Annotated in this window: 22 protein-coding genes; 8 read left to right on the forward strand and 14 right to left on the reverse strand. The window is 63.2% G+C overall.

Annotation, left to right across the window (positions count from 1 at the left end):
• Window positions 1-46: 46 nt before the first annotated feature.
• From LCM24_RS08765 to LCM24_RS08790, 6 genes are all read right to left on the reverse strand, one after another.
• The gene (locus LCM24_RS08765) at window positions 47-925 is read right to left on the reverse strand and encodes a CheR family methyltransferase (protein ID WP_224803683.1); all 879 of its coding nucleotides are present in this window, start codon (window positions 923-925) and stop codon (window positions 47-49) included.
• Window positions 916-2,007 carry a chemotaxis-specific protein-glutamate methyltransferase CheB gene (gene cheB, locus LCM24_RS08770; RefSeq protein WP_224803684.1) on the reverse strand — a complete coding sequence of 364 codons (1,092 nt, stop codon included), beginning with the start codon at window positions 2,005-2,007 and terminating at the stop codon, window positions 916-918. Before cheB ends, LCM24_RS08765 begins: the two co-directional genes overlap by 10 nt.
• 15 nt (window positions 2,008-2,022) lie before the next feature.
• Window positions 2,023-2,388, reverse strand: coding sequence for a response regulator (locus tag LCM24_RS08775; protein WP_090477983.1), 366 nt, complete (start codon window positions 2,386-2,388; stop codon window positions 2,023-2,025).
• 55 nt (window positions 2,389-2,443) lie between these two features.
• On the reverse strand, window positions 2,444-2,878 hold the full coding sequence (locus tag LCM24_RS08780) for a chemotaxis protein CheW (protein WP_090477987.1): 435 nt from the start codon (window positions 2,876-2,878) through the stop codon (window positions 2,444-2,446).
• Window positions 2,875-5,247, reverse strand: coding sequence for a chemotaxis protein CheA (locus LCM24_RS08785; protein WP_224803685.1), 2,373 nt, complete (start codon window positions 5,245-5,247; stop codon window positions 2,875-2,877). Before LCM24_RS08785 ends, LCM24_RS08780 begins: the two co-directional genes overlap by 4 nt.
• A 72-nt stretch (window positions 5,248-5,319) precedes the next feature.
• Window positions 5,320-6,663: an MATE family efflux transporter gene (locus LCM24_RS08790; RefSeq protein ID WP_224803686.1), complete on the reverse strand. Its 1,344-nt coding sequence runs from the start codon at window positions 6,661-6,663 to the stop codon at window positions 5,320-5,322.
• Window positions 6,664-6,785: 122 nt separating this feature from the next.
• Between LCM24_RS08790 and LCM24_RS08795 the strand changes: the two genes are divergently transcribed.
• Genes LCM24_RS08795 through LCM24_RS08805 form a run of 3 tightly spaced genes read left to right on the forward strand, consistent with a single transcriptional unit; the run spans window position 6,786 to window position 8,347 of the window.
• Window positions 6,786-7,550, forward strand: coding sequence for a class II aldolase/adducin family protein (locus LCM24_RS08795; RefSeq protein WP_160594268.1), 765 nt, complete (start codon window positions 6,786-6,788; stop codon window positions 7,548-7,550).
• A complete protein-coding gene (locus LCM24_RS08800; protein WP_224803687.1) occupies window positions 7,550-7,762 on the forward strand; it encodes a hypothetical protein in 213 nt (70 codons plus the stop codon). Before LCM24_RS08795 ends, LCM24_RS08800 begins: the two co-directional genes overlap by 1 nt.
• Before the next feature lie 12 nt (window positions 7,763-7,774).
• The gene (locus LCM24_RS08805) at window positions 7,775-8,347 is read left to right on the forward strand and encodes a (2Fe-2S)-binding protein (protein WP_224803688.1); all 573 of its coding nucleotides are present in this window, start codon (window positions 7,775-7,777) and stop codon (window positions 8,345-8,347) included.
• Between the two features lie 194 nt (window positions 8,348-8,541).
• Here the strand turns inward: LCM24_RS08805 and LCM24_RS08810 are convergent, their stop codons facing one another.
• Complete coding sequence (locus tag LCM24_RS08810) at window positions 8,542-10,656, reverse strand: TonB-dependent receptor (RefSeq protein WP_224803689.1); 2,115 nt, start codon at window positions 10,654-10,656, stop codon at window positions 8,542-8,544.
• A gap of 173 nt (window positions 10,657-10,829) precedes the next feature.
• On the opposite strand from LCM24_RS08810, the gene arsC reads away from it, so the two are divergent.
• Entirely contained in the window at window positions 10,830-11,174 is a 345-nt protein-coding gene (gene arsC / locus LCM24_RS08815; RefSeq protein ID WP_090478008.1) for an arsenate reductase (glutaredoxin), read from the forward strand.
• Here arsC and LCM24_RS08820 read toward each other — a convergent pair.
• Window positions 11,171-12,520 carry an MFS transporter gene (locus LCM24_RS08820; protein WP_224803690.1) on the reverse strand — a complete coding sequence of 450 codons (1,350 nt, stop codon included), beginning with the start codon at window positions 12,518-12,520 and terminating at the stop codon, window positions 11,171-11,173. The genes arsC and LCM24_RS08820 overlap by 4 nt on opposite strands.
• A gap of 97 nt (window positions 12,521-12,617) precedes the next feature.
• Here LCM24_RS08820 and LCM24_RS08825 point away from each other — a divergent pair, with 97 nt between their 5' ends.
• Complete coding sequence (locus LCM24_RS08825; RefSeq protein ID WP_224803691.1) at window positions 12,618-13,253, forward strand: class I SAM-dependent methyltransferase; 636 nt, start codon at window positions 12,618-12,620, stop codon at window positions 13,251-13,253.
• Here the strand turns inward: LCM24_RS08825 and LCM24_RS08830 are convergent.
• Window positions 13,250-14,077 carry a glycerophosphoryl diester phosphodiesterase membrane domain-containing protein gene (locus LCM24_RS08830; RefSeq protein ID WP_224803692.1) on the reverse strand — a complete coding sequence of 276 codons (828 nt, stop codon included), beginning with the start codon at window positions 14,075-14,077 and terminating at the stop codon, window positions 13,250-13,252. The genes LCM24_RS08825 and LCM24_RS08830 overlap by 4 nt on opposite strands.
• Before the next feature lie 57 nt (window positions 14,078-14,134).
• Here LCM24_RS08830 and lipB point away from each other — a divergent pair, with 57 nt between their 5' ends.
• Together lipB and LCM24_RS08840 are read left to right on the forward strand one after the other, a co-directional pair.
• The gene (gene lipB / locus LCM24_RS08835; protein ID WP_224803693.1) at window positions 14,135-14,806 is read left to right on the forward strand and encodes a lipoyl(octanoyl) transferase LipB; all 672 of its coding nucleotides are present in this window, start codon (window positions 14,135-14,137) and stop codon (window positions 14,804-14,806) included.
• Entirely contained in the window at window positions 14,803-15,129 is a 327-nt protein-coding gene (locus LCM24_RS08840; RefSeq protein WP_224803694.1) for a hypothetical protein, read from the forward strand. The genes lipB and LCM24_RS08840 overlap by 4 nt, the downstream gene beginning before the upstream one ends.
• On the opposite strand, the gene LCM24_RS08845 is transcribed toward LCM24_RS08840, so the two are convergent.
• Together LCM24_RS08845 and LCM24_RS08850 are read right to left on the reverse strand one after the other, a co-directional pair.
• Entirely contained in the window at window positions 15,126-16,001 is an 876-nt protein-coding gene (locus LCM24_RS08845) for an HpcH/HpaI aldolase/citrate lyase family protein (protein WP_224803695.1), read from the reverse strand. The two genes, LCM24_RS08840 and LCM24_RS08845, sit on opposite strands and share 4 nt — an antisense overlap.
• Before the next feature lie 44 nt (window positions 16,002-16,045).
• Window positions 16,046-17,158, reverse strand: a complete 1,113-nt coding sequence (locus tag LCM24_RS08850) for an alkene reductase (RefSeq protein WP_224803696.1) — start codon at window positions 17,156-17,158, stop codon at window positions 16,046-16,048.
• Window positions 17,159-17,214: 56 nt separating this feature from the next.
• Between LCM24_RS08850 and LCM24_RS08855 the strand changes: the two genes are divergently transcribed.
• Complete coding sequence (locus LCM24_RS08855; protein WP_224803697.1) at window positions 17,215-18,132, forward strand: DMT family transporter; 918 nt, start codon at window positions 17,215-17,217, stop codon at window positions 18,130-18,132.
• A 3-nt stretch (window positions 18,133-18,135) separates the two neighbouring features.
• On the opposite strand, the gene LCM24_RS08860 is transcribed toward LCM24_RS08855, so the two are convergent.
• From LCM24_RS08860 to LCM24_RS08870, 3 genes are all read right to left on the reverse strand, one after another.
• Window positions 18,136-19,452: a DUF2254 domain-containing protein gene (locus LCM24_RS08860; RefSeq protein WP_224803698.1), complete on the reverse strand. Its 1,317-nt coding sequence runs from the start codon at window positions 19,450-19,452 to the stop codon at window positions 18,136-18,138.
• Between the two features lie 34 nt (window positions 19,453-19,486).
• Entirely contained in the window at window positions 19,487-20,473 is a 987-nt protein-coding gene (gene nadA / locus LCM24_RS08865) for a quinolinate synthase NadA (protein WP_224803699.1), read from the reverse strand.
• A gap of 74 nt (window positions 20,474-20,547) precedes the next feature.
• Window positions 20,548-21,327, reverse strand: a complete 780-nt coding sequence (locus LCM24_RS08870) for a hypothetical protein (protein ID WP_224803700.1) — start codon at window positions 21,325-21,327, stop codon at window positions 20,548-20,550.
• Between the last annotated feature and the right edge of the window lie 19 nt (window positions 21,328-21,346).

The raw sequence follows: 21,346 nt of genomic DNA on the forward strand, positions 1-21,346 counted from the left end.
AACAGGTGTTTACCCTGCTAGGCCACCTGATTGCCCGGGCGGGTTTTCAGCCCGTGGCAGCGGCAGGGCGCAAGATGCTTTCGATCGACCTGCGCGTCGTCGCCTGCCCCATTTTCGGCGTGTAAAGGGCAGAGCCATGGCCCGAAGGTTCGAACCGATCCGTTTGGCCGACTACGGTCTCTCCCGCGCCCAACATCAGGAACCCGTCCGAGGTCAGCCCGCTGGCCAGCTTGTCAAAGGCCGACCTGCGCGTTTCCGGAGCGAAATACAGCAGGACGTTGCGACACAGAACCAAGTCGAATTTCCCCGGCTTGGGCGGGAAATCGAGAATGTTCTGGCGCTCGAAGCGGGTCATCGCCTTGATCTTGTCGCAGACCTTCCAGCCGCCCTGCGCTTCGCTGAAAAAGTTGAGCATCTGGGCGACGGAAATGCCGCGCTGGATTTCGAACTGCGAGTAGACGCCGCTTTGCGCCTGCTCGATGGCTTTGCCCGAAATGTCCGTGCCGACGATTTCGATCGTCCAGTCCTGCCACCGGCCTGCCTGCTCGGCGAAGAGCATGGCGAGGCTCAGGACTTCCTGGCCGGTCGAACAGCCTGCCGACCAGATCGTCAGCTTGCGGCTCGAAGCGCGCTTTTCCGCCAGTTCAGGCAGTACCGTGTTCGCCAGGGTGTTGAAGTAGACGTGATCGCGAAAGAAGTAGGTTTCGTTGTTCAACAGCGCTTCGACGACCCGCGTCGCGAGCCGGTACTCTCCCGGTCGCTCGAGCATGCAGGCGAGCTGGTCGACATTCTCGATTCCGATCTCGCGGAACAGGCCGGAAAGGGCAGTGGATACGCGCCAGCGGCGGTTCTCGGTCAGTTGCTGCCCGGTCCGGGAGGCAAGAAGGTCGGCGATGATGCGATGGGAGGCATCGTCTATCGCCATGCTTGCGCTCCTGCCCTGTCGAGGATCGATTGTGCGAGTTCCTCGGGCGGGAGGCAGGCAGTAGCGAGGCCCATTTCCGTGACGGCGCGCGGCATGCCCCATACGGCACAGCTCTGCGCATCCTGCGCATAGATCGAGCCGCCAGCTTTCACGATGATCTCCGCCCCTTCGGTTCCGTCGCGGCCCATGCCGGACAGCAGCACACCCGTCACTTCGCCGTCGTATGCTTCGGCAAGACTTTCGAACATCGGATCGACCGACGGGGTGCAACCGCTCTTGACCGGATGATAGGCGAGGCCGGTTTCATACCGTGTGCCCTTGCGGCGCACGACCATGTGTCCGTGGCCAGGCGCGATGATCAGCTTGTTCCGTTCGATCTGCACACCTTCGTCGGCAAGGATCGCTTCGCGTCCGGATGCGACCTCCATTTGCCGGGCGAATACCGGGATGAAGCTGCTCGGCAGGTGCTGCGTGATCAGCACCGGCAATGCGAAATCCTTGGGAAGCTTGCGCAGGAACAGGTTGAGGGCGTGGATCCCTCCGGTCGAAGCGCCGATGGCGATGACCTGCGGCTGCTTGCCTGCGCGGCGGGATACCGGCTTCTGGCGTGCGCGTTTCGCAGCGTCCGGGGACAAGCCCTTGAGGGCCCGGATCTTGTCCATCAACTGGTCGCGGTAATCGTCGTCAAAGCCGCCGGGGCGCGGTTTCAGCATGGTATCCGCAGCGCCCATGCGAAGCGCCTCGACCGTGTGTTCGGCACCCTCGGCCGTGAGGGAGGAGATTACCAGCACCTTGGTGGAAGGCGAAATCTCGAGCATCTTGGGCAACGCTTCGAGGCCGCCCATACCCGGCATCTCCAGGTCGAGCATGACGACGTCGACCGCTTGGGAGCGGAGTTCGTCCAGCCCCCGCTCGGCAGTGCTCGCGGTAGCGACGACGTTGAAGTCCGCTTCCTTGGCAAGCATGCGCGAGAATACGGTTCGCACGGTCAGCGAATCGTCGACGAGCATGATTTTCACGCGCTTGTCATCGACCTCGACGGCAGGTTTTTCGACGGTACTCTGGCGCAAAGCGGCGACCATTGGTGCTGCTCCCGATCAGGCCATGCCGACAAGCTGAAGCTTGATCTGCAGTGTTTCGTGATCGAACGGCTTCATGACGTATTCGTCGGCGCCGGCGCTGATCGCTTCGCGAATGTGAGCGACATCGTTTTCCGTGGTGCAGAAGACGACTTTCGGCTTGTCACCACCCTCGCGCTGACGCAGCTGGGTGATGAATTCGATGCCGGTCATCACGGGCATGTTCCAGTCGAGCAGGATGACATCGGGCATGCTTTCGGCACATTTGTCGAGGCCTTCCTTGCCGTTCTCGGCTTCTTCCACGGAGAATTCCAGCGACTCCAGAATATGGCGCGAAACCTTCCGGATCACCCGTGAATCGTCGACGATAAGGCAGCTTTTCATGTTTACGTCCCTTGAGTTTCGAGCTGCATCATAAACACAGTCGGTAACCAATCGCTTAAGCGGCGAGCGCGGGAGGTCCCGCGATGATCTTTTCGATATCGACCAGCACGACCGGACCGTTCTCGGTCTCCACCATGCCGAGGCCGGCACGCTGCCAGCCGTCGCCGAGCCCACCCGGAATTGCGACCAGATCGCTTTCGGCCTGGGATACGTCTTGCGCGGAATCGACCAGCAGCGCGTAAAGATGCCCGTCGATCTCGACCACGGCAGCGCGGCGGTCGGGAGAGGAGCATGGCTCGTCGAAACCCAGCGCCAGCGCGCAGTCGACCACTGTCAGTGCCTGGCTGCGCAAGGGGGTCAGCCCGCAAATGAAATCGGGCGTGCCGGGGATCGGGGTGATGGAATCTATTTCCAGCACGGTCTGCACGCGCAATGCCGGGATCGCCGCGTTGCGCCCCGCGATGGTGCACATCAATAACAGGTCGTTCATGCTGCCCTCCCGGTGCGCACACGCTTGAGTTCCGCCAGCAGGCCTTCGCGGTCGTAGCGATAGATCGACCCGTCGCCTGCATCTTCGGGATCGGGGCGCAGGCGGATGGTTTCGCGTGCCTGCCCGGCGTCGACGCTATCCCCGGCCATGTGGATGGCGAGGTCCGCTTCATCATCGCCCTCGGCGGCAATCCGGTATCCCGCCGCTTCGACCAGGGGTTCGAGAATGGTGCGAGCCCAGTCGTTGTCACGCGGGATCCGGCAGGTGAGCGGATGGGTCATGGGCCTGGGTGTCGCGTGATGGAAAAACAGCGTGTGACCATCGATGAGCGGGACAGGCTTGCCCTCGATCAAGGTGACGCCCTCGATCGTCGGATCGTCGCCCGAGACGACCAGGTCTCCGGTCATCTCCGCCGCATCGAGCACTTCTGAGACGGCATAGACGACTTCGCTTTCGCCATCGCTCAGGCGAAGCAGGCGGCAGCGCCCTTCGGGCAGCGATCCATGCTCAAGACCGGCGAGCGGCAGGATCCGTCCATTGATGACCGCTTGTGCGCGGGTGCCGTCGATGTCGAAGGCCTCGCTCGATACGGTATCGATCCGGCGTACCAGCTCGAGCCTGACCGCGCGGCGGCGGCCATCGAGTCCGGCAAACAGCATGAGTGGAACGGCCGTCTTGACTTGCTTGTCGGAGGTTTCTTCCACCAAGGCAGGCTTGGAGCGCATTTCGCCGACCAGTCCGCGCATTTGCGCAATGCTAGGCAAGTCGATCAGCATCATGGGTGTGCCGTCGTCGAGAAGCGTCGTGCCGGCATAGAGCTTGGTCTGCATGATCGCCGGAGCGATCGGCTTTACCACCACGTCCTCGTGGTCGTGTACGCGGTCGACGGCGAGAGCGAAGACGTCGTCGCTGGCAAGGCGAACGAGCACGAGGGTCTTGGTCTCCCATTCGCAGCGCTCATTGTCTTCCGTGCCGAGCACATCGGCGAGCGAGAGGCAGGGCACGCGGCGGCCGCGGAAGGTAATCAGCCGGCGGGCACCGGCCTGCGCGAATTCAACGCTGTTTGCGCTGCCGAAAACGATCTCTTCGATGTAGTTGCGCGGGATCGCGTAATTCTGACCGCCGCTGGAAACCGTCAGCGTCGCGATGATCGAAAGTGTCAGGGGCAGGTGGAGGTGGAAGCTCGTGCCTTCGCCAGGCTTGCTCGAAACCGTGATGGACCCACCCACGCGCTCCAGGTTCGCGCGGACGACATCCATGCCGACGCCGCGTCCCGATACGGCGCTGACCTCATCGGCAGTGGAAAGGCCCGGCTCGAAGATGAGCTGGTGCTTCTGTGCCTCCGACATGCTGTCGATCTCGGCCTGGGAAAATATCCCTGCTGCCACGGCTTTCTGGCTCAGGCGCCCGGTGTCGATCCCGCCGCCATCATCGGTGATGATCAGGCTTATCTGGTTGCCCGATTGGCAAGCTGCGAAACGAAGCAGGCCGATTTCGCGCTTGCCCTTTTTCAGTCGCTCCACCGGTGTTTCCACGCCGTGGTCGATAGCGTTACGGATGATGTGGGTGAGCGGATCGCGGATCATCTCGATCATCTCGCGGTCGAGCTCGACCTCGCCGCCCTCGAAATCCACCATGACTTGCTTGCCGAGCTCGCTGGACAGGTCGCGGACGAGGCGGGGGAGGGAGGTAAACAGGTGTTCGAGGCGCTGCATGCGCATCCGGGTAATCGACGTGCGCACATCGGCGAGGATGGCGGAGAGGCGCTCGAAAGGGCCATCGATCGTCGGCTGTTCACCGGCTTCGCGCAGGCGGCGGGCAAGGTCGTTGCGCGCCAGCACCATGTCGGAAACGCCCTTCATGACTTCGTCCAGCAAATCTACCGGCAGGCGGATCGAACGCTGTACCGCATTGCGCTTGGCAGCGACTGGGGCCGCGCCGTCATCTTCATCCGGAACCTGCGCCACGGGGGCGACATCGCTCTGCACCTCGATAGCGGCGTCCGCCTCGAGAGCCGCAATAAGCGCCGCATCGTTCTGGTCCTCGATCAGCTCTTCGCCAGCCTCGATCAAGTCTGCAAGGTTGCCGATCCGGTCGATGATGGCGAGCACGGCGGTGACCAGCGCCGGGTCGGCTTCACGGCGGCCGGCCCTGCATTCGGCAAGGGCATCCTCGGCGGCGTGACTCAGTTTTTCCAGCAGGGGAAAATCGAAAAAGCCGCAATTACCCTTAACGGTATGCACGAAACGGAAGATCGTATCGATGCGCGCCCTGTCGGACGGATCGGCTTCCCACGCGACGAGTTCCGTCCCGCTCTGCTCGAGCATTTCGCGTGTTTCAGCGATGAATTCGGCCAGCAACTCATCCATGACGTCAACGGATCCCCTGATATTCCGCAGACGCTATGGACGATGATGGTTAACGTTTGGTTGGGATTGCCCTCAAGTCTCGGGGCCGTTCCTCAGGACACGCCAGACGATCAGCGATGCGAGGATGCCTCCAGCGATGTTGGCGACCAGTTCCGCGCCGTAGATGGCTTCGGCGCCAAGCGCGGAACGCAGCAGCCAGCCGAAGGGCAGCATGACGAGGAAGACGCGTGCTGCGCTCTGCGTCAGGGCGAGCCCGGCACGGTCCACTGCATTGAGCGCGCCGTTGGCGACGATCAGCAGGCCGAAGCCGGCATAGCCCCAGACCGCGATTTCCAGATAGCTTTCAAACTCGGCGACCACGGCAGGATCGTCGGTAAAGAATTGCGCAAACCAGCCGCCCGTGAAGTAGAGCAGGATCGCCGTCGCCAATCCGTACACTACACAGAAACCTGCGGAATAGAGCATAGCGGCGCGGGAGCGGTCCGGTTGCCGCGCACCCCAGTTCTGCCCGACGATCGCGCCGATCGATCCCGAAAGGGCGAGCAGGGGTACGGTGGCAAAGCTCTGTAGCCTGCCTGCGGCACCGAAGCCTGCAACCGCGGCCTCGCCCTGGCTGGCGAGCAGGGCTGTTAAGACCGAAAGGCCGATCGGGTTGATGGCATTGGAAAAGGCAGCGGGGCCAGCCACGCTGATGATCGCGCGGCTGCTCTCCCCGACATTGCAGCGCCGGATCGAAGCCGGATTGATATGCAGTTGCGCGCTTTTGATCAGGTAGAGCGCAACCAGGATCGCGATCGCGAACCCGGCGATCGAGGCGTAGGCGGCCCCCGCTATGCCGAAGCCTGCAAATCCGAAGGCGCCGGTGATCAGGATCGGGTCGAGGATCCAGTTCGCGACCGAATAGGTGATCGAAACGTAACTCGTCTTGCGCGCTTCACCCTGTCCGCGCAGCACCCCGTTGAGGCCCATCTGGAGCAGCAACACCGGCAGCCCCAGCGAATAGGGCTGCATGTAGGCGCGGATCAGCGGCAGGAGCGCATCGCTCGCCTGCATCAGCCGGAAAAGCGGGTCCAGCAGCAGGAACAGCGCCAACCCCATCACCACGCCCACGACAAGCGCGAAGACCGCGCCGAAATTGGCGCGCCGTTCCGCACGTTCGACATCGCCTTCGCCCAGCGCGCGGGCGATCACGGAATTGATCCCGACCATCACCCCTACGCCGAGGCTGGAGAGCGCAATGGTGATCGGGAAGATAAAGCTGACCGCGGCGAGTTCCTGCGATCCCAGCTTGCCGATGAAATAGGCATCGATCAGGCCGACCGACATGATCGCGGCCACCCCGATGATCATCGGCGCCGTCTGCCCGACGAGGTGGCCCGCAATGCTTCCGCGCGTCAGTTTGGCCGTCTCGCTCATTACCGGGCAGCGCTAGCGGGGCGGGGCGCGCAAGGGAAGCGCTCAATTGCGCAGCATAGCTTGCTCCCGAGGTGCCCTCCATGCGATAGAGGTTGCAATAAGAGACCCAAGGAGAGCACGCCATGGCAACGCAGATGAAGCCCAAGTTCGAATGCAGCGAAGCGGAATGGAAAGTCCGGCAGGATCTGGCGGCCTGCTATCGCATCTTCGACCACCTCGGTTGGGGCGAGAGCATCTACAACCACATCTCCGTCGCCGTGCCGGGCGAGAAGGACACGTTCCTCATCAATCCCTTCGGCCTGCTTTACGATGAAGTGACCGCCTCGAACCTCGTCAAGATCGATGTCGAGGGCAACAATGTCGGCCAGTCGCAATACATGGTGAACAAGGCGGGCTTCACCCAGCACGCCCACTTTCACAAACACCTCGGCGAGAAAGCCACGGCGATCTGCCATGTCCATACGACTGCCACCATGGCGGTGTGCAGCCACAAGGACGGGCTGGTTCCGACCAATTTCTATGCCTGCAATTTCCAGGGCCAGATCGGCTATCACGACTTCGAGGGCGTGACCGTGCGCGCTGAAGAGGGTGACCGCCTGGTCGAGAACCTCGGCAACCACTCGATCCTGATGCTGCGCAACCACGGCCCGGTGGTGATGGACAAGACCATCCCCGGGATGTTCGTGAAGATGTGGGCGCTCCAGCGTGCCTGCGAAATCCAGGTCGCGACCCTTTCGCAGGGTGAGGCCAACGTGATCTCGCAGGAAGTCGTCGACGTTCACCAGCGCGACCTTGCCGTCATGGCCAGCCAGGGCGGTGCGGGCGTCCTCGATTTCGAGGCATGGAAGCGCCGCGTGTCCAAGATCGACGACAGCTGGCAGAGCTGATGGCGGCAGGAAGAACCTGCCCGAAGTGCGACGGGCGGATGGAAGAGGGGTTCACGGTCGATCGCGGCCATGGTGAAAACCACGTGCCCGGTTGGCACAAGGGCGCCCCTGAGAAGAGATGGTGGGGCCTCAAGGTCGACAAGAAGAGCCTGCTCGCTATTGAGAGCTGGCGCTGCAATCGTTGCGGCTATCTCGAACAATACGCCCGATAGGTCCCGCCACCCATGTCACGCATGACTGTGAACGACCGTCCGGTCGAATTCCTGATGGACGACGATACGCCCCTCCTGTGGGCCTTGCGTGATGCCGCCAACCTCACCGGCACCAAATACGGATGCGGCACGGGCGATTGCGGATCGTGCATGGTCCATATCGACGGCGAGCCGCTGCGGTCCTGCCTCGTCACCATCGGCGAAGCGGAGGGACGCTTCGTTACCACGATCGAGGGGCTGAGCGGCGACCGCTCGCACCCCGTGCAACAGGCACTGGTGGCGCAACAGGCAATCCAGTGCGGGTTCTGCACGCCGGGCATCGTCATGGCGGCGGCTGCCCTCATCAACCGTAATCCCGGCGCGTCGGAAGCCGACATCAAGGCTGCCGTGCCCAACCTTTGCCGCTGCGGCGTCTATCCCCGACTGGTGAGTGCCATCCAGCGAGCGGGGCGCGTCGCGCGCAGGCAGGAACGGATCAGCGCGGCACCTGCGCCGGGCATCAGCAGCGAGGACGCTGCGCGCGAAGTGCCTGCGCTGGCCGCACCACCGGAAGAAAGCGGGCGGGCCGAGCCTGAAAACAGGTGACAAAGGCGACACCGTGTCGCCTTTGGGCCGCTAGTCTTAAAATATTGAAATAGAACGAAAAATCCTGCGTATCCCCGTCCCGGGACAGGGTGACACCTCGTTCCGCTAACGCTTGATCGACCAGGAGAAAGAGCGACCTTCCCTCTGCGCGATAGTGCGCGTGTAGGAAAGTCGCTCTCTCTGCGGGCAGTGCCCTAGATCTCGAAGCGGACGCCGATGCGTGCGCTGAAGGGATCAGCCGGCTGGATGTTGTTGTTGCCGTGCGCGCTCGGATAATAATCCTCGTCGAACAGGTTCTCGATGTTGAGCTGCACGCTCAGCCTGTCGCTGACGGTATAGTAAGCAGCGGCATCGACGCGCCAGTAGCTGGGCAGGACCACCGTGTTGGAGAAGCTCGCAAACTGGTCCGACTGGTGGATTACGCCGAAGCCGAAGCCAAGCTGTTCGGTCACGTCGAAGCGGTTCCAAGCGCTGATCGAATGCTTGGGCAATTGCTGCAGGCGCTGGCCGGCATCGCCGAAAGCGTTGTCGTTCAGCAATTCGCCGTCGAGATAGGTGTAGCCGAGATTGGCCTTCCAGAAATCGGCAATCTCGCCGACTGCGCTGAATTCGAAACCTTCGATACGGCTCTCGCCGGCAAGGACGGTGAGCGTCGGATCGGTGGGCGAGGGCGCCTGGATATTGGTCCGCTCGAGACGGAAGATCGCCGCGCTCAGCAGGACCTTGTCGAGCGGCGCCCACTTTGCGCCAAGCTCGTAATTGGTGAACTTCTCCGGCTCGAACTGCGCATCTCCCTGGGACAGGATAAAGAACTGGTCGCCGGCCTGGGGCAGGAAGCTTTCCGAATAGGAGGCATAGAGCGACAGGTCCGGCGTCGGCTTCACGATCAGGCCGAGGCGCGGGCTGAACTTCTCGTCGGCACGGTCGCCCGGCTGCCCATTGAGCACGTTCACGGTTTCAAGGTCGAAGCGGTCCCAGCGAACACCGGCCACCAGTTCGAGATACTGGCCGATCTCGAGCTGTTCCTGGATGTAGAAGGAAAGCGTTTCGAGATTACTGTCGCGCGAGCGGGACACCGGGTTCAGCTGGAACGGCGGAATGAACAGCACTTCGGTCAGCGGCGTCTCGTTCGGCTGCAGCGCGTCGGGATCGCTCGCATCCACCGCACGGGTGAAGGAAACCGTCTGGCGCTGGTTGGCCGAATCCTGGCGGCCCGCTTCCATGCCGAAGAGCAGGGTGGAGGACAGGTTGTCGCCGAAGTCCGCTTCCCAGACGAGGTTCGCCTGGCCGATCCAGTTGGTGCGCTGCTGCGCATCCAGATAGCCGCCGAGCGTTACGGTCTCGCCGTCGGTGCCCGAGGGGACGATATTGGAATAGACCTTGTCGTAATCGGCGAATTGGACCGTGGCATTGGCGGTCAGGCCGCTGTTGAAATCGTGTTCGAGGCGGACGCGGCCGATATGCACGTCCACTTCCGAGCGGTTGAACCCGGCATCGCCGAAGAAGGTGCTGTCGAAACCGGTCAACGGACGATTGTCGAGCGAAGGCACGCCGCGGTCGGTGACGCGCTCGTCATTGTCGTAGGTGTAGCTGGCGATCAGCGTCGTGTCCGCGCCGAGGGCTGCGGTGACCGTCGGCGATACGCCGATAAAGCGACCGTTGTAGAAGTCGCGATCGTTGTCGAATTCCTCGTAAGTAGCGTTGATGCGGAGCGCGACGTCGTTCGACACGGCCTGGTTCACGTCGGCCAGCAGGGCGAACGCACCGAAGGTATCGACGGAGGCTTCGCCGCTGGTGAAGGCCTCGCCCAGTTCCGCGCGCTTGGCCACGCGGTTGATCGCACCGCCGCCCGCGCCGCGCCCGAAGATCAGCGCGTTGGCGCCCTTAAGCACCTCGACGCGGTCGATATTGTAGAGCGAGCGGTAATATTGCGCGTCGTCGCGCAGCCCGTCGATGTAGAAGTCCGCAGTGGTTTCCTGGCCGCGGATGAACACTTCGTCGCGGTGGCCTTCGCCGGTTTCCATGCTGATGCCCGGGACATAGCGCAGCGCATCGTTGAGCTGGCGGATCGACTGGTCTTCCAGCTGGTCTTCGGTGATGAAGGAAACCGCCTGCGGGACGTCGATCAGCGGCGTGGGCGTCTTGGTTGCCGTTGAGCCGTCGTCATTGTCATAGCCATCATCGCGATCGCCCGTGACGACGATGTCGGTGGGCAGGTAATCGCGTTCGGGCTGCGCCTCTTCCGCTGCAAATGCCGGGGTGGCGAGTGCTGAGGTCGCGGCAAGCAGGGCCAGGGTGGTCGGTTTCATGCAAAGCTTTCTGTTCTTGCGAGTGATTCTCAATTTCTGGAGGCACTGCTATTGCGACCTATTCGCATTAGCAACCGCTAATCGCGGAATTGGTGATGAAAAAATCGCAAGCGTGCCTTTCACTGATCGCAACAGACGATTAGATGCACCGCCAACAGATCAGGAGACCCCCCATGAAAGCGACCATCTGGCACAACCCGAAATGCGGAACTTCGCGCAAGACGCTGGCGATCCTGGAGAACCTGTCCGGGGTCGATGTGGAGGTGATCGAATATCTCAAGACACCGCCGAGCGCCGACAAGCTTGCACAGCTCTACAAGGACGCCGGCATCTCGCCTGCCGAAGGCCTGCGCAAGCGCGGCACCGATGCCGAAGAGCGCGGCCTGCCGGACGCTTCTGACGAGGCGGTGCTGGAAGCGATGGCGGCGGAGCCGATCCTGATCGAACGGCCGCTGGTGGAAACGGACAAGGGCGTTCGCCTTTGCCGCCCGCAGGACAAGGTCCTCGAAATTCTCTAGATGCGCTCGCGCGTCAGCTTGCTGTCGCGCTGCAGGCTGAACCAGCCGTAGATAAAGACGATCGCGCACAGCGCGACGATCAGGCCGAAGCCGAGCCAGTCGGAATGGCCGTAGAGCCAAACGCCGAGCGCGGGCGCGTAGATGTAGCTGGCACCGGCGACCGATGCGGTCACGCCGCCCGCCTGGCCCTGCTCCGCGCGGGTGACGGCGAGCGATGTGCCCGAGGTCGATCCCGGCCGGAACAGCCCGAAGCCGAGCGAGGCGATCGCAAAGCTGAGCGCGATCGAGTGGATGTCGTCGGCAACGCCCAGCATGGCCACGCCGAACCCTGCGACCGCAATGCCCGACAGCGTTGCGCCGCGCGGGCCGAGGTTGAGGCGCGGGATGAGGCCCCATTGCGCCAGCAGGGTGGCGATAGCGCCGGCCATCAGGACAAGGCCGACCGGCCCGGTGCCTTCCGCCGGCGTATCCCTGAGGCCCAGCCGGTCGAGCACCAGGAAACCCGCAATGCCGAGCACCATCGCTTGGGCGTGTCCGCCAAGCAGGCCCACGGTCACCCACGGGCGCAGGCGCGGTTCGAACCAACGCAATTTGTGCGGCTCGACCTCTTCTTCGTCCTCGTCCTCCTCGAGATCCGCCGAATGCGAAGCGCCTGCATAGGGGGCGTCATAGGCGCTGCCCCTCGCCGGGAACTGGGGCTCGTCGTTGGGCAGCCTCAGCCTGAGGGCCATGAGGGTGATCACACCGATCAGCGCGAAGATGATGAAAGGCCCGGTCAGGCCCACGAAGGGCAAGACCATCAGCGGGGCCAGGGCAGGGCCGATGACCGTACCTAGCCCGAAGCTCGACGCAATCAGCGAGAGCGCCTGTGTCCGCTCTGCGCGGGGCGTGCGGCTGGCAACGTAAGCCTGCACAGCCGGAGGCGCGGCGCTGCCGAACCCGCCGTAGAGGCTGCGAGCGGCGGCAAAGGCCATGAGGGCTGCGGTCCCGCTCAACAGGCCGATCAGGCCGAACCACAGGGCAAGCCCGCAAAGCGCCATCGACACGATGAACCCGATCATGCCCAGCGCCATCATGGCCTTGCGACCCCGGCGGTCCGATCGATCCGCCCAGAACGGCGCGCACACGACCCAGAGGAGGGCCGACCAGCTATAGGCAAGGCTGATCCACACGTCGTCGATCTCGAGCGCCGTGCCGATCGAGGGCATGACCGACTGCATTGCAGTGTTGCCCGCAGCCGTCGTCAGCATGACGGCAAACAGAAGCGCCATCCGCTCGCGCGAGATGGGCTTTCTTGCCTTGCCGGCAGGTGACGTCACGGCGTCGGAAAGATCGGCATCAGCCATAAGCCATGCGGGCTACGCCGAGCCGCTCTCCCTTGCAATGGCCAAGCGCGCCTGCCACAGCAAGTGCTTGTCTTTTCGATGTGAGGAGGGGCCGGACTTGACCGGACCAAACAGTGTCGGAGCGCTCGAAAGGCGTTCGTTCAAACAGAAAGCTTCGCGGTTTTTCGGCCAGTGGGGCGTCTTCTTCAGGGGGTTCGTGGAGCATCCGAAGATGGTCGGCTCGATCATCCCGTCCTCGCGTTTCACCATCGATAAGATGCTTGGCCCGGTGAAATGGGACGAGTGCAAGCTCTTCGTCGAATACGGTCCGGGCGTGGGGACGTTCTGCCAGGCCGTGCTCGACCGGTTGCCGCGCGACGGGTCGCTGATCGTGATCGACACCAACCCGCTCTATATCGACTATTTGCGCAAGCACTTCGTCGACAGCCGCTTCACCGCAGTCCACGGATCTGCCGCCGATGTCGAAGTGATCGTCAAGGCGCACGGACACGATCACGCCGACTACGTGCTGTCGGGGTTGCCGTTTTCGACCCTGCCTGCGGGTGTAGGCCCCGCGATTGCAGAGGCGACCTACCGCGTCGTCCGTCCCGGTGGCGCATTTCTGGTCTACCAGTTCTCCGCCAAGGCGCGCGATTACATGGCGCCCCATTTCGAGCGCATCGAGCGCGGGTTCGAGGCGCTCAACGTGCTGCCCTGCCAGCTGTTCTGGGGCTGGAAAGAACCGAAGAACTAAGCTTCGAGGCTGTCGTCCGCTACCGAAAGACGCGACAGCTGGGCGTGGATGGCGGAAAAGATGCTGACCATGAATACCGACGATAGCGCATCGACGACGCCCGCGAAGAGAGCCGTGCCGAAGCTGACCGTTTCCGGCCCACCGAACGAGAAGACCAGGCCGACGACCCAGCCTGCGATCAGGAACAGGATGAAGGCTGCAACCGCCAGCAGCAGGTAGAAGCCCAGCAGGCGAAACGAATTGCCCTTCGTCAGTTTCCATGACCGGCGCAGGGCAGCGACGGGATTGCGCTCCCCTTCGAGGCCGATCACCGCCGTCGTGAGCGAGAACTTGATCATCAGGTAGATAACCAGCGGGATGATCACGAGCGCTCCGACCACGGCGATCGGAGCGAGGCCGGCAAATGCCGGCAATGCCACGAGCAATACGTAGGGCCCTGTCAATGCCAGGATCTGCAGGATATAGGCGCCGACAAAACTTGGCAGCAGACCGGCCGCCGTGCCGAGAGCTTCCCCGACCGTTGGCGACGCGCGGCGGCGCATGAAGGCGAACATCGCCAATTGGGCAAGGCTGGTGAGCAGGAAGACGATGAGGAACAGCCACCAGTATTCGGCGATCAGTGTCTGCATGGCCGCTTGTAACTGGTCCATGTCGGGCTGCGCCGAATTGCCGCCGGCGATCTGCAGGCTCGCATCGGGGAACAGGATCGCGGCGAATGCGGACGGCAGGAAGATCAGGACACCCGCGATTGTCGCCAGCAGCCCGAAATTGCTGCGGATCATGGCAAGTGCCTCGCTCCAGCCCTTGTCGAAGTCGAATTTCATCGCGTTACCCTCTCTTTCCCACTTGATAAGCGCAGCGGGCATTGCCACGCAATCACGATGGACGATTTGCTCACCGATAGCGTCGAATGGCGTGCCGAAAAGGCGCGGGTTCCCTATCGCGAAGCGCTCGAGCAGATGGAAAGCCGCAACCGGGCGATTGCCGAGGGTGAAGCGCCAGAGCTGGTCTGGATGCTCGAGCACCCGCCGGTCTACACCGCCGGTACCAGTGCCGACGGTGCGGAATTGCTCGACCCGAGGTTCGAAGTGGTCGAGGCGGGACGCGGCGGACGCTATACCTACCACGGCCCCGGCCAGCGGATCGGTTACATCATGCTCGACCTGAAGGAACGCGGACGCGACGTGCGCTGCTTCGTCCATACGGTGGAAGGCTGGGTCATCGCGACGTTGGGCGATCTGGGTGTCGAATGCTGGCGCTCCGAAGGGCGGATCGGCATCTGGACCCGCGACGTGGACGGTCGTGAAGCCAAGATCGGCGCCATCGGCGTGCGGGTCAGGCGGTGGGTCACGATGCACGGCTTTTCGGTCAATCTCGATCCCGACCTTTCGCATTTCACGGGCATCGTGCCGTGCGGGATCGACGAATTCGGCGTGACAAGCATGGGACGGCTGGGCCATGCCACTACGCCAGAGGCGTTCGACGAAGCGCTCAGGCAGCGGGCCGGCGATTTCCTCGCCGCGCTGTCGGGAAAGGAATGTGCGTTGCCATGAAGCGGATCGGGATCATTGTTGCTGGCGCGGTGCTGCTCGCGGCCTGTCAGGACGAGGCGAGCGAGGTTGCAACTTCAGACGAAGGCCAGACCGCGGAAGGCGAAGTTCTGGGCGGCACCATCAGCGACGATATGCTTCCGCTTGCCACGCGCACCTCGCAGCCTCCGGCATTGCAGCAACAATCATCCAACGAGAGTGCGACGCCTTCTTCCGGTTCCGCACCGGCTCAGCCCGAAGAGCAAAGCGATGAGGAAGCGCCCGCTGCAGAACCGGCAGAGCCTGCAGGGGAGGCACCCGCCGCCGAGGCGGACGACGAGGCCTAAGCTTCTCCGAGCAGGGCCTTGGCACGGGCGAGTTCGGCCTGCCCGACATAGCGTCCGCGAAACGGCATGACCTCCGCTCCGGGATTGAGGGAGAAAAGCCCGATTAGTTCGCGCGCTTCTGCGGTTTCATCGGCCGAGGGTGCGAAATTCCTGTTGATCGCGTCGACCTGTGAAGGGTGCACCGCAACCATTCCCGTGAAACCGTCCGCGCGGGCTGCCTTGATCGCACGCTCCGCACCCTCTGCATCGCGATGGTCGCGGAAACCGGCCTCGATCGCCTGCAGGCCTCGCGCGTGTGCGGCGAGCAGGACTTGTGCGCGCACATGGGCGAGCGGATCGATCCACAACCCGCCGGGGCCGCGCATCCTGCGCGCTCCGATTGATCGTGCGAGAGACGCAGCGTCCCAGCCATAGCCCACGATGCGGGCATGGAGCTCGTTCGCGAATGCAGCGAGGTTCAGGGCTGCGAGCGGCGTCCCGCCGAGTTCGGGCACGATGCGGATCGAATTGCTGCGTAGGCCCGCCTTGGCTTCGCCTTCGTAGAGCATGGCAGCGAATTGCTGGATATCCTCGCTGCCGGAACACCCGGCGAGAACGATGCCATCAGGTGCACCCTCCAGCGCTGCATCGAGGTCGTCGCGCCACTGCGGGCTCGAAACAGGACCTACGCGCGCCCAGCGTTCGAAGCGGCGGGCGGCAACCAGTTGCTCGCGGTGCGAGACGAGCCAGTCGCGCGCTGCGAGGCGGCTGTGCTGCTTCGCGTCGGCATTTCCGGCGCGGGCCAGGTCCACGACGACGACGTCTGCGCCGCTGCTTGCAACCTGGCCCAAGGCCTTCTCCTTGTCCGCCGGGACCTGGATCCACGAGCGCATATGCAACCCTCCTTAGCGTGCGACACGCGCCGGGACGGTGCGAATCACTTGGCCGCAGTGTGCTCCTGTTTGGTTAGCATGGGGTAATCAATGTATCCCTCAGGTCCCGGAAGGTACCAGCTTTGCGGAACGTTTACATTGGGTTGCAGGTCTGCGCCCAGGCGGAAACGCTCCGGCAGGTCGGGGTTGGAGATGAAGTCGCGGCCCCAGCTCACGGCATCGCAACGACCCGCTTCGATGTCGGCCACGGCATCTTCGGGCGAATAATCGCTGTTGAGCACCAGCGGTCCCGAATAGATCTGGCGGATCAGCGGGCTTTGCTTGGGCACGTCGGTGCTTCCGAAAGTACCTTCCGGTCCCGGCTCGCGCAGTTCGAGAAAGGCGAGGCCGAGTTCTTCGACCACCTTCGCGGCGGCACCGAAAGTTGCGGGCGGATTGCTGTCGTCACACCCTTGCGTCTCGCCGTTGGGCGACAAGCGCACGCCGACGCGGTCGGCGCCCCACACGTCGATGAGGGCAGTCAGCACTTCGCGCAGGAAACGCGTGCGGTTCTCCGGGCTGCCGCCGTACTCGTCATCGCGCTGGTTGGTGCTGTCGCGCAGGAATTGGTCGACCAGATAGCCGTTTGCACCGTGCAGCTGGACGCCGTCGAACCCGGCCTTTTTCGCATTCTCGGCGGCGTGGCGATAATCTTCTACAACTCGGGCGATCTCGTCCGTGCCGAGCGCGCGGGCAGGCTGGTAATCCTTGCGGCCCTCGAAGGTATGGGCATGGCCGGGAGCGCAGGTGGCGCTGGCCGAGACGGGCGGTTCGCCGCCGAGGAAATCGGGATGGACGAGGCGGCCCATATGCCACAGCTGGAGGACGATCTTTCCGCCTTCCTCGTGCACGGCCTGTGTCACGGGCTTCCAGCCTTCGACCTGTTCATCGCTCCAGATGCAGGGAGCGGCGGGCCACCCCAGTCCTTCCACGCTGATGCCGGTGGCTTCGGAAATGATCAGGCCTGCCCCTGCGCGCTGGCGGTAATAGGTCGCCATCATCTCGTTCGGGATCGAGCCGGGCTGCGTCGAACGGCCGCGGGTGAGCGGGGCCATGTAGACGCGGTTCTTCGTTTCGATCGCGCCGAGAGCGAGCGGTTCGAACAGCTTTGCATGCATGTGGGACAAGTCCTTTTTTGCTGACTTCCTTGTGACAGGAGAGCTAGGGGGCCGGGATGAGCGAAACAAGCGCCCCGGCCGACAAGAATGGCTTTCAGCCCGGCGCGTGGCACTTCGTCGCCTTACTCGCGGGCAACTTCGCTCTGGCACTCGGTCCATGGCTGGTGAGGCTGGCAGATACGGGACCCGTTTCGTCCGCCTTCTGGCGATTGCTGCTGCCGATCCCGCTGCTTGCGCTGCTCGCCTGGCGAACCCGGTCACCCGAACCGCTCGACAAGCGGCTTGCGCTGCTTGCCGTTGCGGCCGGTGTGTTCTTCGCCCTCGACCTTGCCAGCTGGCACGTCGGGATCGAGCGCACGCGGCTTGGCAATGCGGTCCTGTTCGGCAATTCGGGCAGTGTGATCCTGATGATCTGGGGACTGATTGCCCTTCGCCGCGCGCCTTCCGGGCGCGAGTTTTCGGGGGTGGCCATGGCTTTGCTGGGCGCGGCCATCCTCTTGGGGCGCAGCCTGGAAATCTCGCAAGAGAGCTTCGTCGGCGACCTGTTCTGCCTGGCTGCGGGCCTTTTCTACGCCTTCTACCTCTTGCCCGCACAGCGCGCGAGAACGGCGCTCGGGCAATGGAGCGTACTCTTGCTGGTGTCGCTGGCCGCATCGCCGATCCTGCTCTCCATCGCTTTGGCCAGCGGAGAGCCGATCTGGCCGGGCGAGGCAGGCTGGCAGCCTGTCGTCCTGCTGGCGCTGTCGAGCCAGGTCATCGGGCAGGGCCTCCTCGTCTTCTCGCTTCGCCATTTCCCGCCGCTGATCATCGGCATGGCGCTGCTGCTGCAGCCGGCCATCGGTGCGACGATCGGCTGGGCGGTCTTCGGAGAAATGCTCACCCTGCTGGATATCGCAGGCATGGCGCTGGTCGGGACCGCGCTGGTCATCGCCCGCAGTGCGGCGGGCAAGGTCAAGGTCCCCCGGACGCGCTGAGCGTCACCAGAAGGTGCGGTTGAATTCGCTGTGGTGCTGTTGAAAGCGCTCCAGGTCCGGGCCGGCAAGGCTCAGCTTCACCTGTTCCGCCAGCTTGTCCGCCTCGGCCTTGAGGCTGGCCTGGCGCTCTTCATGCTTGAGCGGAGTGGCCGCATTGGCGAGCGTGTCCAGCATGACCTCGGCTGCAATCGGCGAGGTCGCCACGGCACTGCGGATCGCGCCGAACCCGCGCTTTACGTAGTGATCGAACCCGTCGGGGGCAGGGATCACGGGGCAGTCCTCGGCTTTTTCGCCGCACACGTCCTTGCGCAGGTCCCGGCGTCCTACTTCCGCCGTCGCCGCGCCAAGCCAGTGTAGCGCCGTAATCGCGGTAAAAGGATCGTTGATCCCGGGCGAGAGCGCGCGCAGGCCGATCTCCACCAGCTCGTCGATGAGGAATTGGGGGTCCTGTTCGGGCGTGCGTGTGGCGCCGAGAGTGAAACACTCGCGAACGCGCTCTTCGATCTTTTCCGGCTTGCATCCCATGATGCACATGAGTTCCATTTCGCGGTGGACGAAGTCGCCCGTCCGCACGACCAGCGAGAAAGTGCAGCCGCACTCCCGCGCGATTTTTTCGAGATCCTCGAAATCGATGAGCTGAAGATAGCCGGTGTCCCAGGCGGTAATCGGATCGCCTCCTTCGGGTTCGCGCGCATCGGCGAACTCATCCTCGACCGGATAAGTTTCGCGGATGGCGTCGAGCAGGCGGCTGCCGATCCCTTCGAGCACCTTGTTGATGCGAATGCTGGACGGGATGTGGTTGAGGAAGAAAACCAGCACCGCAACGCACAGGCCGAGCAGGACATAGGCGACGAGCAGAGATAATTGCGGCGTGAAACCGGGCAGCGCGGTGGTCGTCGCATCGCTGATCGTGGCGGGCGTCTCGTCTTCGGCGCGAACGGCGCGAAGGACCAGGAGGGAATAGACGAAGCTGCCGATAAAGGTCGCAAGGCTCAGCTGGTTGCCGCGATCTTCCATGAAGTTCGTCAGCAGCCGCGGACCGTAATTGCCGCTGGCATAGGCGACCGCCGCGATCGTGATCGAGAAAACCGTCGAGGCGACACCGATCATGCTGCCAGCCATGACCGTCAGCATGTCCGCCGCGCCCTTGGGCCGGGCGGGGACGAGCCAGTTCACGTCATTGAGGAACTCGGCGAAACCGGAGCGATCCAGCCACACCATCGCGAAGGCCAGAAGCGCGGCCAGGATCGAGAAAAGCGCCGGATAGAACCAGTAGTTGGCGTTGAGGCGCGCCCAGAAAAAGCGGATTTCAGCGGTCATGCAGGGCTAAACGCGCATGACCGCTCTCGGTGCCTCAGACTTTGCCCAGATCGCCCTTGCCGATAGTGCCGCTGGCCATTTCGAGCATCTTGTCGAGGCTTTGCCTGGCCTTGAGGCGCAGCCCTTCCTCGATTTCGATCCGCGGTTCGAGATCGCGCAGGCAGGCGTACATCTTCTCCATGGTGTTGAGCGCCATGTAGGGGCAGATGTTGCAGCTGCAGTTGCCGTCCGCACCTGGTGCGCCGATGAAATTCTTCTCGGGCAGGGCCTTTTCCATCTGGTGGATGATGTGCGGTTCGGTCGCGACGATCAGCGTGTCGCCTTCGAACGTCTTGGCGAATTGCAGGATGCCGCTGGTCGAGCCGACGTAATCGGCATGATCGATGATCGTCGGCGGGCATTCGGGGTGCGCAGCGACAGGCGCATCGGGGTGCTGGGCCTTCAATTTGAGCAGTTCGGTCTCGCTGAAAGCCTCGTGCACGATGCACACGCCCGGCCACAGCAGCATTTCGCGGTTGAACTTGCGGCTCATGTAACCGCCAAGGTGACGGTCAGGGCCGAAGATGATCTTCTGGTCTTCGGGGATCTGGCTGATGATCGTTTCCGCGCTGGAGCTGGTGACGATCACGTCCGACAGGGCCTTCACCTCGGTCGAGCAGTTGATGTAGGTCAGCGCGATATGGTCCGGGTGGGCTTCGCGGAAAGCCTTGAACTTTTCGGGCGGGCAGCTGTCCTCGAGGCTGCACCCGGCGTCCATGTCGGGGAGGACCACGATCTTTTCCGGGCTGAGGATCTTGGCCGTGTCGGCCATGAACTTCACGCCGCAGAACACGATCACATCGGCATCGGTTTCCGCTGCCTTGCGCGACAGTTCCAGGCTGTCGCCCACGAAATCGGCGATGTCCTGGATATCCGCGGTCTGGTAATAATGTGCCAGGATGATCGCGTTCTTCTCCTTACGGAGGCGATCGATTTCGCTGAGCAGGTCTTCCCCGGTCGGCAGGCTGGTTTCGGCAGTCATAATCTGTCCCGTCTGATGCGTTTGATGCGCTTATAGACAGAATGGCTGGCGAGGCGAGGGGGTTCCGCGAACCGCTACATTGTGAAGCCGGGCGGGAGGAACGCTTCCATCGGGCGTTCGGCCCCGGGCGTTCCGGCGATGACCCAATCCGTAATCGCATATCCGACAGGCGAATAGGCGATCAGCATCGAAACCACGAAAACGCCGGCGTAAATGCCCAGGCCCCACCAATAGGCCGGGTGGACATGCCCGAGTTTGCGCTTGTCGGCGATCATGCCGATCACGGGAAAGATCATCGTGACGATGGTGGTGATGGTCCACGCATTGGGGATCATCAACGGCAGGGGGAGCAGGCGTCCGACGCCGGGCCCCAGCAGGATGGCCATGGAACACAGCATCAACCGCCGGTGCCAGCCGGTGTAGCGCTGGCGTCGCAAGGCCCAGAAGGCGAGGAAGCCAAAGCACCAGACCAGCGCGAAATTGCTGATGAGGAATTCGTTCACGTCGAAGAAGAACGGGCCGCCGGTCCGCTGCGCAACGACGATCATGATCAGGGATCCGGTCGCGACCATGAGCGGGACGAGGAAGTAGGCGAGTTTGCCCAGCTTGCGGTGCAGCGCCCAATTGCCCGAAGAGGCGGTGAAATGCTGAGCGAGGTAGAGCCCGATCCACGACATGAAGATGATGCCGTGGACGTGATAGGCCCAGGGCACGTTGAAGCTGGACCGGCCCATCGCGAGGTTGAGCGAAAAGCCTGCGACGATGATCGTCGACATGACGACAGCCATGATGGTGAAAAAGCGGGTATTGCCCCGGTCCGCAGTCGTATTCGGTTGAGCGGCAGTGGATGCCATCGTCGTTCCCTCCCCCAAG

Source organism: Qipengyuania aquimaris (assembly GCF_020171965.1).
In the GTDB taxonomy this organism is placed as follows: domain Bacteria; phylum Pseudomonadota; class Alphaproteobacteria; order Sphingomonadales; family Sphingomonadaceae; genus Qipengyuania; species Qipengyuania aquimaris_A.

Bases quoted from the DNA above. Each gene is read 5' to 3' on its own strand.
- cheB (WP_224803684.1), bottom strand. From the start codon at position 2,007: ATGGTCGCCGCTTTGCGCCAGAGTACCGTCGAAAAACCTGCCGTCGAG.
- LCM24_RS08850 (WP_224803696.1), bottom strand. From the start codon at position 17,158: ATGCATGCAAAGCTGTTCGAACCGCTCGCTCTCGGCGCGATCGAAACG.
- LCM24_RS08820 (WP_224803690.1), bottom strand. From the start codon at position 12,520: ATGGCTGATGCCGATCTTTCCGACGCCGTGACGTCACCTGCCGGCAAG.
- LCM24_RS08840 (WP_224803694.1), top strand. From the start codon at position 14,803: ATGAAGCGGATCGGGATCATTGTTGCTGGCGCGGTGCTGCTCGCGGCC.
- LCM24_RS08795 (WP_160594268.1), top strand. From the start codon at position 6,786: ATGGCAACGCAGATGAAGCCCAAGTTCGAATGCAGCGAAGCGGAATGG.
- LCM24_RS08845 (WP_224803695.1), bottom strand. From the start codon at position 16,001: ATGCGCTCGTGGATCCAGGTCCCGGCGGACAAGGAGAAGGCCTTGGGC.
- LCM24_RS08830 (WP_224803692.1), bottom strand. From the start codon at position 14,077: ATGAAATTCGACTTCGACAAGGGCTGGAGCGAGGCACTTGCCATGATC.
- LCM24_RS08810 (WP_224803689.1), bottom strand. From the start codon at position 10,656: ATGAAACCGACCACCCTGGCCCTGCTTGCCGCGACCTCAGCACTCGCC.
- lipB (WP_224803693.1), top strand. From the start codon at position 14,135: ATGGACGATTTGCTCACCGATAGCGTCGAATGGCGTGCCGAAAAGGCG.
- LCM24_RS08790 (WP_224803686.1), bottom strand. From the start codon at position 6,663: ATGAGCGAGACGGCCAAACTGACGCGCGGAAGCATTGCGGGCCACCTC.
- LCM24_RS08780 (WP_090477987.1), bottom strand. From the start codon at position 2,878: ATGAACGACCTGTTATTGATGTGCACCATCGCGGGGCGCAACGCGGCG.
- LCM24_RS08775 (WP_090477983.1), bottom strand. From the start codon at position 2,388: ATGAAAAGCTGCCTTATCGTCGACGATTCACGGGTGATCCGGAAGGTT.
- LCM24_RS08855 (WP_224803697.1), top strand. From the start codon at position 17,215: ATGAGCGAAACAAGCGCCCCGGCCGACAAGAATGGCTTTCAGCCCGGC.
- arsC (WP_090478008.1), top strand. From the start codon at position 10,830: ATGAAAGCGACCATCTGGCACAACCCGAAATGCGGAACTTCGCGCAAG.
- LCM24_RS08870 (WP_224803700.1), bottom strand. From the start codon at position 21,327: ATGGCATCCACTGCCGCTCAACCGAATACGACTGCGGACCGGGGCAAT.
- LCM24_RS08860 (WP_224803698.1), bottom strand. From the start codon at position 19,452: ATGACCGCTGAAATCCGCTTTTTCTGGGCGCGCCTCAACGCCAACTAC.
- LCM24_RS08785 (WP_224803685.1), bottom strand. From the start codon at position 5,247: ATGGATGAGTTGCTGGCCGAATTCATCGCTGAAACACGCGAAATGCTC.
- nadA (WP_224803699.1), bottom strand. From the start codon at position 20,473: ATGACTGCCGAAACCAGCCTGCCGACCGGGGAAGACCTGCTCAGCGAA.
- LCM24_RS08765 (WP_224803683.1), bottom strand. From the start codon at position 925: ATGGCGATAGACGATGCCTCCCATCGCATCATCGCCGACCTTCTTGCC.
- LCM24_RS08805 (WP_224803688.1), top strand. From the start codon at position 7,775: ATGTCACGCATGACTGTGAACGACCGTCCGGTCGAATTCCTGATGGAC.
- LCM24_RS08800 (WP_224803687.1), top strand. From the start codon at position 7,550: ATGGCGGCAGGAAGAACCTGCCCGAAGTGCGACGGGCGGATGGAAGAG.